This is a genomic window from Paenibacillus sp. sgz302190 (assembly GCF_059820445.1).
The window spans coordinates 87582-99208 of the sequence record NZ_JBZYAO010000011.1 but is presented as its reverse complement, the minus strand read 5'-3'; the positions used below and the strand labels follow the sequence as shown (position 1 = coordinate 99208).

At 54.1% G+C, this 11627-nt stretch carries 11 protein-coding genes; 5 read left to right on the top strand and 6 right to left on the bottom strand.

What is annotated here, in order from left to right; genetic code table 11:
- Positions 1–28 precede the first annotated feature (28 nt).
- Both AC6RNO_RS14560 and AC6RNO_RS14555 read left to right on the top strand, forming a co-directional pair.
- The gene (locus tag AC6RNO_RS14560; protein ID WP_497105842.1) at positions 29–1312 is read left to right on the top strand and encodes an ATP-binding protein; all 1284 of its coding nucleotides are present in this window, start codon (positions 29–31) and stop codon (positions 1310–1312) included.
- 5 nt (positions 1313–1317) lie between these two features.
- The gene (locus tag AC6RNO_RS14555; protein WP_497105841.1) at positions 1318–2241 is read left to right on the top strand and encodes a DNA-binding domain-containing protein; all 924 of its coding nucleotides are present in this window, start codon (positions 1318–1320) and stop codon (positions 2239–2241) included.
- A gap of 764 nt (positions 2242–3005) precedes the next feature.
- On the opposite strand, the gene AC6RNO_RS14550 is transcribed toward AC6RNO_RS14555, so the two are convergent.
- A complete protein-coding gene (locus tag AC6RNO_RS14550; RefSeq protein ID WP_497105840.1) occupies positions 3006–4526 on the bottom strand; it encodes a carboxypeptidase M32 in 1521 nt (506 codons plus the stop codon).
- Positions 4527–4635: 109 nt separating this feature from the next.
- Here AC6RNO_RS14550 and AC6RNO_RS14545 point away from each other — a divergent pair, with 109 nt between their 5' ends.
- Together AC6RNO_RS14545 and AC6RNO_RS14540 are read left to right on the top strand one after the other, a co-directional pair.
- On the top strand, positions 4636–4959 hold the full coding sequence (locus AC6RNO_RS14545; protein ID WP_474681807.1) for an iron-sulfur cluster biosynthesis family protein: 324 nt from the start codon (positions 4636–4638) through the stop codon (positions 4957–4959).
- A gap of 54 nt (positions 4960–5013) precedes the next feature.
- Positions 5014–5589, top strand: a complete 576-nt coding sequence (locus AC6RNO_RS14540; RefSeq protein WP_474681808.1) for a beta-class carbonic anhydrase — start codon at positions 5014–5016, stop codon at positions 5587–5589.
- Positions 5590–5653: 64 nt separating this feature from the next.
- Here the strand turns inward: AC6RNO_RS14540 and AC6RNO_RS14535 are convergent, their stop codons facing one another.
- The 4 genes from AC6RNO_RS14535 to AC6RNO_RS14520 form a co-directional block, all read right to left on the bottom strand.
- The gene (locus tag AC6RNO_RS14535; RefSeq protein ID WP_497105839.1) at positions 5654–6229 is read right to left on the bottom strand and encodes a hypothetical protein; all 576 of its coding nucleotides are present in this window, start codon (positions 6227–6229) and stop codon (positions 5654–5656) included.
- Between the two features lie 140 nt (positions 6230–6369).
- The gene (locus tag AC6RNO_RS14530) at positions 6370–7830 is read right to left on the bottom strand and encodes an ATP-binding protein (protein WP_497105838.1); all 1461 of its coding nucleotides are present in this window, start codon (positions 7828–7830) and stop codon (positions 6370–6372) included.
- Positions 7823–8551, bottom strand: coding sequence for a response regulator transcription factor (locus AC6RNO_RS14525; RefSeq protein ID WP_474681811.1), 729 nt, complete (start codon positions 8549–8551; stop codon positions 7823–7825). Before AC6RNO_RS14525 ends, AC6RNO_RS14530 begins: the two co-directional genes overlap by 8 nt.
- A gap of 5 nt (positions 8552–8556) precedes the next feature.
- Positions 8557–9081 (bottom strand): DUF309 domain-containing protein, encoded by a 525-nt coding sequence (locus AC6RNO_RS14520; protein WP_474681812.1) that lies wholly within the window; start codon positions 9079–9081, stop codon positions 8557–8559.
- A 165-nt stretch (positions 9082–9246) separates the two neighbouring features.
- Here AC6RNO_RS14520 and AC6RNO_RS14515 point away from each other — a divergent pair, with 165 nt between their 5' ends.
- Positions 9247–11157, top strand: coding sequence for a glycosyl hydrolase family 18 protein (locus AC6RNO_RS14515; RefSeq protein WP_497105837.1), 1911 nt, complete (start codon positions 9247–9249; stop codon positions 11155–11157).
- 56 nt (positions 11158–11213) lie between these two features.
- On the opposite strand, the gene AC6RNO_RS14510 is transcribed toward AC6RNO_RS14515, so the two are convergent.
- On the bottom strand, positions 11214–11429 hold the full coding sequence (locus tag AC6RNO_RS14510; RefSeq protein WP_474681814.1) for a double zinc ribbon domain-containing protein: 216 nt from the start codon (positions 11427–11429) through the stop codon (positions 11214–11216).
- Positions 11430–11627: the final 198 nt, after the last annotated feature.

Here is an 11627-nt window from a genome sequence, read left to right as displayed (position 1 = left end):
AAACCACAACGAGGAAGGGTTCGTTTGCTTGAAACAAAAACTATTTTTCTTAGGTTTGACGGCGATCGTCGTATCTTTGTCCGGGGAATTCAAATTTTACCCGTTTAACGATGATTTTCGCGTCAGTATGGGTACTGCGGCGTTTTTCTTCCTATTATTGTGGAACAGCCGCATTCACATGCTGGCGCTCGGCCTGACGGGGTCTCTGGCGGTCCCCTTGTTTCGCATAGCCGAGGACGTATACGTTTACCCTACCCTTCATTTTGCCGAAGCGTTCAACCAGCATTATCCCGCCTTTTTTTACTACTTCACGTACACGCTCATTTTTTATTTGCTGCGGATCGGCCGCTACGGAGACCGCCCGTACAAAATGGGTCTGCTGGCGGCGGCGGCCGACAGTGCAGCTAATACCGTAGAGCTGCTCGTCCGCTCCCCATGGACTTTGGAACATTTGTCGGCAACCTCGGTTAATGAAATTTTGCTGATCGCCTTTTTCCGCAGCTTCTCCGTCGTCGGCTTGTTCGTCTTTCTGAAACACCGGGAGCAGCAAACGGCCCAGCGGCAGCAGCGCAAACAGTACGAACAGATGCTCATTCTGGTCTCCCAGCTGTACGAGGAATCGATTCAACTGAAAAAAACGCTCCAGGACGCGGAGCGGATTACGCGGGACAGCTATGGGCTCTATCAGCGGCTGATGAACGAAGCGCCGGCACCGGACCGCAGCGAGCTTGCGCGGGCCGCCCTGCAAATCGCCGGGCAGGTGCACGAGATCAAAAAAGACAATCAGCGCATATACGCCGGCATTGCGGACATTATTTCAAGCGAAAGCGGAGCCGATTCGATGCTTGTTCAGGAGCTGTGCGAGGTCGTCGTCAAGACGAACCGGAACTATGCGCACATGCTGGGCAAAACGGTCGATTTCCGGATTCATACGGATGGATCGCATCCGCCTTATCCGGTTTATACGTTGCTGTCGCTGCTGAATAATCTGGTCGCAAATGCCGTCGAAGCGATGGCGTTCTCGGGAACCGTCGTCATTTCCGCGCAGCGCGACGAAAATTGGCTGCTGCTTGAGGTCAGCGACAACGGCCCGGGCATACCTCCGAAAATCCGCAATGCTTTGTTCGAACCCGGATTTACGACGAAATACGACGCTTCAGGCAATCCTTCGACAGGCATCGGACTGTACTATGTGAAAGCGCTCGCCGGCAGCCTGCAAGGCGAAGTCGGCTTTCGCAGCAGTGATACCGGAAAGACGGGGACGACCTTCACGCTTCGGCTCCCGATCGACAACCTAATTAGTAAAGGATGACGTGCATGCGTTTTTTTATAACGGACGACGATCCGGCCATTCGCTCCATGCTGGCGCAAATTATCGAGGACGAGGACCTGGGTGAAGTGGCCGGCGAAGCCGTGGACGGCATTTATGTGGACAGCCGGCTGCTGGCGGCCAAAGAAGTCGATATTTTGCTGATCGACCTGCTCATGCCGCTTCGCGACGGCATTGAAACGGTCCGCCAACTGGCCGGAACGTTCCGCGGCAAAACGGTGATGATCTCCCAGGTGGAATCCAAAGACATGATCGGCGGCGCCTACTCGCTCGGCATCGAGTATTACATTACGAAGCCGATCAACCGTCTGGAAGTGATCGGGGTCATTCAAAAAGTGATCGAACGGATGAAGCTGCAAAATTCGATTCACGAAATTCAGCGGTCGTTGTCCGGTCTCGGCATCCATCCGGGAAAAGAGCCGGAGCCTCCGGCGTCTGCGGCAAAAAGCATCGCCGCTTCGGGCAATTATTTATTGTCCGAGCTGGGCATGATCGGCGAGGCCGGCTGCAAGGACCTGCTGGACTTGCTGGAGGAACTGCGCGAGTTGGACTCGGCGAACGCCCTTGAGCAAGGCTTCCCCTCGCTTCAAATGCTGTTTGAGCGGGCGGCTATCAAAAAGCTCGGGACAGCCGCGCCTCCGACCGCGCTGCGCAAAGAAATGAAAGCGGCCGAGCAGCGGGTGCGCCGCGTCATTTTTCAGGCATTGAATCATTTGGCCTCGCTGGGCTTGACCGATTATTCCAACGCCAAATTTGAAAACTACGCCGCGAAGTTTTTCGATTTCACGGAAGTCCGCAAAAAAATGCGGGAAATTGAAAGCGAAACCGATCCGAGACAGTCCGCGGTTCGCCTGAATACGAAAAAGTTTATTCAGGTGCTCTATTTGGAAGCGAAGCAGTTGATGGGATGACGGACCGTCGGCTCTGGCTCTGCCGCAGCCGCATCGCGGGCCCTGAGAGCAAAAAAACAGCAGCCCGCCTGCAGTCTCAACTACGTGACGGGCTGCTGTTTTTTTGTTCCTCCCCGAGCCGGCGCGGCCGTTCATGAAGCCGCTTCGCCGGCCGAAGGCCTGCGCGAAGCATAGTGGGCACAGCCACTCCTCCCCCTCACTTCCTACACGGGTTATGGAGCTGAAGTAGGGGGCAAGATGGCTTTTCCGAAGGAAGCGGTTCGTTTTAGCGAAAAGCCTGCGAGAATCAGATTGTTGATCCGCTCTCCCCTCATTTCAGCTCCTACACGGGTTATGGAGTTGAAGTGAGCGGCAAGATGGCTAGGCAGGGAAAAAGCCTGCAAAAGTGCAGGCTTTTCCGAAGGAAACGGTTTGTTTTGGCGAAAAGCCTGCGATTGTGCAGGAATTTTCGATGATATTCAATCGTAGCCCATGTTCGCAGCGAAATTCCTGCACAATTGCAGGAATTTTTCATTTCCAGCGCATCAACGAGCAAAAAGCTGCACTTTTGCAGGTTTTTCTTCACTCACCGAGGCAAATTGTGCGACCGGCTTCTGTTTGTGGGATTCCCGGGCAGTCCAACGTCTTATAGACTCGCGCGCTGCCAAAAACATGCGATCAACCAGCTCTGACGCATGGGGTTCCGGGCACGCGGGAGAAACACCGCAAAGCATCGCTTAAGCGCCGCCGGTGTTCAGCAGCAAGCGGCACAAGCGCCGCCGCTTTTAGATTCCGTACACGGCCCGGTATTTCTCTTGCAAATATTGCACCAAATAATCGGGGTTCAGCTCTTCCCCGGTTACTTGCTTGACGATTTCGTTCGGCGTAAGCGATTTGCCGTAGCGGTAAATGCGCTCCGACAGCCACTCTTTGATCGGCGCCAAATTGCCCGCTTCGATGAGCTCGTCGAAGTTCGGCAACTCCTTGCGGAGCGTATGGGCGAACTGGGCCGCGTACATGTTACCGAGCGAGTACGACGGGAAGTAGCCGAACGCCCCTCCGGCCCAATGCACGTCCTGCAGCACGCCTTCGCCGTTGTTGGCCGGCTCGATGCCCAGGTATTCCTTGTATTTGGCGTTCCACGCTTCAGGCAAATCGGCCACTTGAATAGTGCCGTTGATCAGTTCTTTTTCCAACTCGTAGCGCACCATAATGTGCAGGTTGTATGTCAGTTCGTCCGCTTCGATCCGGATCAGAGACGGCTCAATATGATTGATGGCCTTGTAAAACGTATGTACGTCCACATCGTCGATTTGACCGGCAAACGCGGCTTGAAGCTCACCGTAGTAGCGGTTCCAGAACGGCTTGCTGCGGCCGATCACATTTTCCCAGAAACGGGATTGCGATTCGTGAATTCCCATGGAAGTGCCGGTGCAAAGATTGGTGCCGACCAAATCCTTGGAAATATTTTGCTCATAAAGGGCGTGGCCGCCTTCATGAATCGTGCCGAACAGCGCCGAAACGATATCATTCGGCAGGTAGCGCGTCGTGATCCGTACATCCCCCGGGTTAAGCGCAGTGGCGAACGGGTGCACCGTTTCGTCCAAGCGGCCGGCTTCGAAGTCGTACTGCATCTGCTTCAAAATCATCAGGCTGAACTGCTTCTGCTTGGCAATATCGAACTGCTGATCGAGGAACGAGCGATCCGGCTGGTTCGGGGACGCCTGTATCCGCTGCAGCAGCGGGACCAATTTGCTCCGCAGCGCGCTGAACACTTCATCGAGCTTGTCGACGGTCATCCCCGGCTCATACATATCGAGCAGCGTATTATATTTGTTCCCTTCGTAGCCCCAAAGCTCGACGAACTCTTTGGTCGTGCCGACGATTTTTTCCAAATAGGGCTGGAACATGGTGAAATCGGATTTAGGCTTAGCTTCTTCCCATACGGTTTCGGCCTGCGACGTCAGCACGACATACGCCTGATACTTATCCGCAGGAATTTTTTTGCTGCGGTCGTAATCTTTTTTGCTTTCCAGCACCATTTTCCGGCTGATTTCATCCAGCTTTTCCAGCTGTCCGGACTGTGTCAAATCGTCCAAATAACCGGCCATCTCGTCCGATGTCGACATGCGGAAAACTTCCGTGGAAAGCTCCCCGACGACTTCGGAACGGGTTTCAATTCCTTTCTTCGGAGCACCTGTCCGCATGTCCCAGTAAATCAAGGCAATGGCCTCCTCATACCGCTTCATTTTGCGCACGTATGCCTTGAATGCTTCCAGCTTTGTCAATGTCTCTTGTTCGCTCATGCTCAGATCTCCTTCCAAAGGTTACTTCGTTTATCATACTGCTCCCCTTGCCCAGAATCAAATTTATGCGGAACTATGGTAGAATAGAGATAAAGGAGCTGATTTACCTATGAAAATCTTATTTACTCAGACAGCGATCGATCAACTCACTCCGTCAGCCGGCGGCAGCCAGGCGCAATTGAGGCTCGTATACGACACGGAAGGCTGCGGCTGCGCGGTGAACGGCGTCCCCTCTTTGTGGCTCGTCTCGGAAGCGCCGGAAAGCGATATTTACGCGGAAGCGGATCCCTTCAAAGTCAGCTACAGCGTCAAAGATGAAATCTTTTTCGAAGATGTTTTGAAAATCGACTACCAGCCGGAAAAAAAATCTTATATACTTAAAAGCAACGGTCAAATTTACAATGCGGGTATGGACTTGGTCGACAAAAGATAAAGCTGCGCAAAATCCCTGCAGCAGCTAGCACACTATACACTTGGAGGGATAACCATGTCTTTGCTCTCAGAAATAATCGAACACAACCAAAATTTCGTCGAAACCCAGAAGTATAAGGAGTTTCTGACAACCAAGTTTCCGGATAAAAGAATGGTCGTGCTCACCTGCATGGACACCAGACTCGTCGAGCTGCTGCCGAAAGCGATGAATTTGCACAACGGAGACGCCAAAATCATTAAAAACGCGGGCGCCATCGTGTCCCACCCGTTCGGCAGTATTATGCGGAGTATCGTTGTCGCCGTGTATGAATTGAAAGCGGACGAAGTGTACGTCATCGGCCACTACGATTGCGGCATGACGGGCCTGAATTCGCAGAGCGTCATCTCCAAGGCAAAGGAGCGCGGAGTATCCGACGACGTCGTTCAAACTTTGGAAAATTCGGGAATTAATTTGTCGCGCTGGCTGACCGGCTTCGAACATGTCAAGGACGGTATCGTCAAAAGCGTCAGCATCATCCGCAAGCACCCGCTGCTGCCCAAAGGCTTGCCCGTTCACGGGCTGATCATGGACCCGGAAACCGGCAGACTCGACCTGATCGAAGACGGCTACGCGGCCGTGGAAAACGAATAAAAACAAAAGGTGCTCTTCCCGCAGGGGGAAAGCACCTTTTTCACGTTCATGCCGGCAAGTCCGGTCAGCGCTTCGCTTCCAGCATGTCGATCAGCTGCTGCTCGACGCTTTTGCTCATGCCGCTGTCGTCCGTCGGGCCGTGATCCCCGCCGCCGGTACCGCCCTCGCCGGCATCCTCGTCCCGGTCGGTATTTCTTTGCTGCTCGAATTGTTCGATCATCTTTTGCCGCTGCTCGGGAGTAAGCCCCTCCTGCGAGCCGGAACGGTGCCGGTTCGCCCGGGCATCCGTTTTATTCGTCTGCTCTTCCAGGTATTGCCGCTGCACATCGCTAAGCACGTTCATCATTTGCTTGCGCGCGGCTTCATTCAAGCTGCCGGCATCTTTGCTTTTTTGGACGAAAGGAAGCAGCGCCTCGGCCTGCTGCCTGCTGATCGCAAGCTGAGGCTGGCGGTCCATGCTCAGAAGTCCCCGAAACAGTATGACGAGCTGCCGCTCGTTGCGGTTTTGCACATCCATACCGCTTTGCCGCTGCACGGAATTCGGATCGTCGCCGCTTTGCGCCGGCTTCGCTTCACAACCATACAAGACCGCGGCCAGCAATACGGCGCCAAGACCAAGCATCAGCGCGCGTCCCGTCATACAAGCACCTCCGTGCGAAACAATTGTTGTGCCGGATCGATAAGTCCGTCTGCAAAAAGCAAAAAAACCTGTCCACAAGGAACAGGATAATCGGTAATCATGAACAATGTTTGCTTCAGTTGTAAAAAAATTGTGAAAAACTACTTCATCCGCGGAAAAGCAACGCGAAATTCCGCCCCCTCGCCGATCCGGCTGCGAACCTGAATCGCTCCCTTCATCCCGCTCACCAGATGCTTGACGATCGTCAGGCCAAGCCCGGTGCCGCTCGTGCCGTCGGCGCGGTGGCTTCTGGCCTCGTCCGCCTTGTAAAAGCGGTCCCAGATCCGCTCCAGATCCGCTTCGGACATCCCCTCGCCCGTATCCCGGACATACAGGACAACTTCTTCCCCGGAATATTCCAGGGCGACTGTCAACGTCCCTCCGGCCGGCGTAAATTTCAATGCATTGTAAATCAGATTTTGAATCACTTGGGCAAAGCGGTCCGGGTCCAAATAAGCTTGCACAGGCGGCACTTCGGCAGAAAGCGGCGGCAGCAAGACTTCCAGCGCCAGCTGCTTGTGGGCGATCGGCTCTTTCAGCAGCTCCAGCACCTCGTCGAGCTTTTCGCGGACGCCCACAGGCCGCAACCGAAACACGTCGACGCCGTTCTGAATCCGCGCCAGGTCCAGCAAATCGTTCACAAGCCGCTGCAAGCGCTGAACTTCCTGGTCGCAAATGCTGAGGTAATGCGAATATTTCTCCTCCGGTATAATTCTGTCATTCATCGCCACGATAAAGCCGCGCAGCGTCGTTAACGGCGATCTCAGCTCATGGGACACGTTCGTCAAAAACTCCTGCCGGGTGTCTTCCCACTCTTCCAATTGCTCGACCATGAAGTTGAAGCTCGCAGCCAACTGCCCAACTTCGTCGTGGGACTTGATCGGCACGCGGGTTGTAAAGTCGCCTCCGGCCAGTTCCAGCGCGGCCCGGTTCATCTGCTGCAGCGGTCTGGCCAGCTTGCGGGAAATGACGTACAAGATAACACCGACGGCAATCAGCGAAAATACCAGGGGCACCAGTATGTTCAACCGGACTGCGGAAACGGCTTCACTAATATCTTCAAGCGGAATTTGCAAAATGACCACGATCGCCTTGTTGTTCAACTGATAAGGGGCGTAGTAAGTGAAAAGATTGACCGTTCGTCCGCTATGGGTTGTGAAATTGACCATTTCAGACCCGCTGCGCCCATGGAGACCTTCGATAAACAACGGATCCATCGCCCTGGGCAAATTCCCGCCCTCGTTATCCGAGGAGCCGTTCACAATCATGCCTTTGTCGTCGACAAGCCATACCTGCCCGTTAATGCTTCTCGCTACGATGCGGATCGTATATTTCAGCTCGCGCGTAGAGATCGTCCCATCCTGATACGAAGCGAGCAGTCTTGTCACTTCGATGAAGCGCTCGCTGAGAAGCTCCTTTTTATCCTTATAAAACAAGTCGGTAAAATAATAGTTCCAAAAGACGAACAGCCCGACGAAAAAAAGCACGCAGGTTGCCAGAAAAGATAAAAATATTTTCAAATACAAGCTGCGGAACCGGTTGCCGATCCACTTTTTAAACATGCTGAACGACCTCAAAGGAATAGCCGATCCCCCAAAGCGTCTGAATGTTCCAAGTGTCGTGCTGTCCGAGCTTTTTGCGCAAATTTTTCACATGGGCGTCCACCGTGCGGGTTCCGCCGGCAAAGTCGAAATCCCAAATATACCCAAGCAAATCTTCACGGGTAAATACCCGGCCCGGATGGCTCGCCAAAAAATAAAGCAGCTCCATCTCCTTCGGCGTCAATTCAACCCGTTTGCCGTCTACATTGACGCGGAACTGTTCCAAATCTACCATTATATTGCCGACCTGCAGCACTCTTCGGGGAGCGGTTTCCTCCTTCGCCGATTCCGACCGTCTCTGCGTGGTTCTGCGCAGCACCGCTTTGACCCGCGCAATCAGCTCGTTGGGATCGAACGGCTTCACCAAATAATCGTCTACACCCAGATTGAATCCTCGCAGCTTGTCGATCGGCTCCCCTCTGGCCGACAGAAAAATAATCGGCGTCTGGTCGTAAGGAGGCTCCAATTTGCGAATGCTCTCGCAAAGCTCGTAGCCGGAAATATCCGGCAGCATAATATCCAAAATGATGAGCTGCGGATTTTCCTGCAGAACCGTCCGGATCACCTCTTGCCCGCGCATCAGCAGAACCGCCTCAAAATCGGAATGCTCCAAATAAAGCCTTACGACTTCGGCAATATTCGGCTCATCGTCCACGACTAATATTTTTCCTTCCGTATTCATGGCCGTCACCCTTTTCCTTTGCGTCTTAGCTTCTGCAGCTCTCTCTCCCGAATGACGCCGGAGCGGTCTCTCAGCGTATGCTTATGGATCAGCGATTCATTGTCAAGCGCGCTCGCTCCCTGCCAGGTCAAGCCGCGGCGAAAGCTTTCGTTCTCGCAATAAGCAGCCAGCTGCGGGTCCGCAATCGGCAGATTGATATCCTCGTACACAGGATGCCCCTGCCGGACTCGTTCGAGCCTGCCGCGAATCATTTGCAGCAGCTCGTCGTACTGCAGCCCCAGCGCAGCCGTATGAGCCGGGTCCAGGTTGACTGCCGCGCTTTGCAGCATTTTCACGGCGCCCGCGGCGTTTCCCCTCCGCTCATGATAGAGGCCGACGGCAATCTGAATCAATCCCACGTACGTTCGGCCGTTCTCATCGCCGGGATGTTCCTTCCAATATTCTTCCATGACTTCATGGCATTCAAAATAATCACGCTCAGCGTGGAAAAAAATCAAATAATCCGTATATGCTTCCGGGTACTTTTGCATCGTTAGCGCCACCTTGCCTAACTTGAATTGAAAAGTTCTCTTATTCATGTTACCTGAAAAGGCTGCGAACGTCCAACGTCCGGCTTTTGCAACCTTTTACCAACGCAACCAATCCGGCAGATGGCGCGTCCAATAGAGTAGATCATATAGAAAGAGGCGTGATCGATGAAAAAAGGTAAATGGATGCTGACCGGAGCGCTCCTTTTGTGTATGACATTGCCCGCTCCCGCTTCTGCAGCCAATACGACAGACAAAACGACGAAATACCGGGTTTACCAGAACAATCAAATTTTAATGGAATTTGCGGATTACAAGCAGGCGCTGGCCTATGCCAAAGGCTACGGCAACAGCCACGTAGAGGAAATCGGAACGCGCAAATGGCTGTGGAACAATTTTCACCGCTACCAGGTTTCCCAGTTGGACATTTCGCCTCCCGAATGGCAGTTCGATACGCTGCAGGAAGCGATCGACGAAGCCAAAAAATGGAGCTATGCGAGCGTTCGCGATCTCCAGTCAGCCGGCTGGGTGTGGAACAACTATCCCCACTACCGGGTTTATCAGGGTGACATCACGATCGACGCCTGGACCTTCACGACGCTGCAGCAGGCGACGGACGAAGCCAAAAAATGGGGCGGCGCGCACATTATCGATCTGAACACGAACCGGTGGGTTTGGGACAACCTGTCCGCCGCCGACAAAACGGCGCTGCGCGCAGGCGAGCCGGCGTACAAAGTGTATCAGGGGTCCTACTCGGCGGACAATTGGCAGTTCGCTTACCTTGAGGACGCCGCAGCCGAAGCGCTGAAATGGGGCGGTTCGAATGTCGTCAACATCAAGACAGGCCAAACCGTATACAGCAACGTCAAGCCGTACAAGGTGTACCAGAACGATACGTTTTTGCAGGACTTCGTCAATCTGGACGAGGCCTCGGATTATGCGCGGCTGTGGGGGCACAGCGCGATCTTTTACGAAGGGCGCAAAATCTGGAACAACTTCCCTTACTATCAGGTGTTCCAGAATTCCAATCTGATCGGCGAGTTTCAGACGATTGCCGACGCGCTGAGCTACGGCGCGCAGTACGGCAACGCCTCCATCCAAACGCTGAATCGGACGACTCTGTGGGACAATATTAAAAAATTGCAGGTGTGGGGCTGGAACGGCGTTTCCGGCGCCGACACGATCAAAACACAGGTCAGCGGAACGCTCGGACTCGATGTCGTGTCGCCCAGCTTTTTCGAACTGGCCGACAGCAGCGGCAAGCTGAAAGACAGCTCCAACGCGGACACCGTCAAATGGCTGCAGCAGCAGGGCCATACCGTGTATCCGTTGGTCAGCAATCAGTTCAACGCTTCACTGACGACATCTTTTCTGGCCGACGCAGGCGCCCAGGACACTTTCATCCAGGCGCTCGTAAACAAGGCTGCCGCGCTTGGAGTGCCGGGCATCAATGTCGACTTTGAAAGCCTCGCCGGTTCGAACCGCAATGCGTTCAGCGCTTTCATGCAAAAGCTGACGGACGCCGCGCACGCGCAGCGTCTGACGATTTCGCTGGATTTGCCCCGAGGCAGCGTCAAATGGAACCATTTGTCCGCCTTCGATCATGAGAAGCTGGGCGGCATCGTCGACTACATCGTCATCATGGCTTACGATCAATTTTACAAAGGCAGCGACTCCCCCGGCTCCGTGTCAGGCCTCCCTTGGGCCGACGGCGGCATTCAGGAATACTTGTCCTACGGAATTCCGCGGGACAAAATCATTTTGGGCATTCCGTACTACGTAAGGGAATGGCAGCTTGACGCCGGCGGCAAGCTCGTCAGCAACCGCGCGGTTTTGCTGAAGGACATTCCGAAGCTGATCGCCTCCAAGCAAGCGACGCAAACGTGGGACAAGACGTTCGAGCAATTCAAGGTCGAGTATCAGGAGAACGGATCGACATATGTATTTTGGCTCGAAGACGAGTCCACCGTGAAGGCGCGGCTGGATTTGGCCAAAAAGTACGATCTGGCCGGAGTCGCCGCATGGCGTCTGGGCTACGATCAACCGGACTTATGGAAAATCATTTTGCAAAATAAATAAAACAAGAGACCGTCCCTTCTCCGTATGCCGCAGAGATCGGACGGTCTTCTGTGTTCTTATAGCAGGCCCCACTCGGAGAACAACGTTTCCGTGCCGCAGGCCGAGCAATATTTGGCGTCAGGTTTGTTCACCTTGGAGCAGCCTTTGTGCAGCACCGTTTTTTTCTTCGTGCACGTATTTTTCAGCGGCGCGCCGCAGGCAGTGCAGTATTTGTCGTCTTTATCCGCCACATACATGCACCTGGCGCACGTTTGATGCTCTTTTTCCGCCATGCCCGCCACACTCCCGAAGCTATGCTGCTATATGTATATGCCGCGGCGCGCCGGGATGACTCACCTTCCTGCGCCCGATGGGCGGGAACATTCAACCCGTGCGGCCGCCATCCTGGACGACAAATTGCTGCAGCGCCAGCTGCAATTCTTCGGCAAGGTCAGCCAGCGCTTTGGCGGAGTTCTCGATCTCCAGCGTCA

Bases quoted from the DNA above. Each gene is read 5' to 3' on its own strand.
- AC6RNO_RS14540 (WP_474681808.1), top strand. From the start codon at position 5,014: ATGTCTTTGCTCTCAGAAATAATCGAACACAACCAAAATTTCGTCGAA.
- AC6RNO_RS14550 (WP_497105840.1), bottom strand. From the start codon at position 4,526: ATGAGCGAACAAGAGACATTGACAAAGCTGGAAGCATTCAAGGCATAC.
- AC6RNO_RS14510 (WP_474681814.1), bottom strand. From the start codon at position 11,429: ATGGCGGAAAAAGAGCATCAAACGTGCGCCAGGTGCATGTATGTGGCG.
- AC6RNO_RS14515 (WP_497105837.1), top strand. From the start codon at position 9,247: ATGAAAAAAGGTAAATGGATGCTGACCGGAGCGCTCCTTTTGTGTATG.
- AC6RNO_RS14535 (WP_497105839.1), bottom strand. From the start codon at position 6,229: ATGACGGGACGCGCGCTGATGCTTGGTCTTGGCGCCGTATTGCTGGCC.
- AC6RNO_RS14555 (WP_497105841.1), top strand. From the start codon at position 1,318: ATGCGTTTTTTTATAACGGACGACGATCCGGCCATTCGCTCCATGCTG.
- AC6RNO_RS14525 (WP_474681811.1), bottom strand. From the start codon at position 8,551: ATGAATACGGAAGGAAAAATATTAGTCGTGGACGATGAGCCGAATATT.
- AC6RNO_RS14520 (WP_474681812.1), bottom strand. From the start codon at position 9,081: ATGCAAAAGTACCCGGAAGCATATACGGATTATTTGATTTTTTTCCAC.
- AC6RNO_RS14545 (WP_474681807.1), top strand. From the start codon at position 4,636: ATGAAAATCTTATTTACTCAGACAGCGATCGATCAACTCACTCCGTCA.
- AC6RNO_RS14530 (WP_497105838.1), bottom strand. From the start codon at position 7,830: ATGTTTAAAAAGTGGATCGGCAACCGGTTCCGCAGCTTGTATTTGAAA.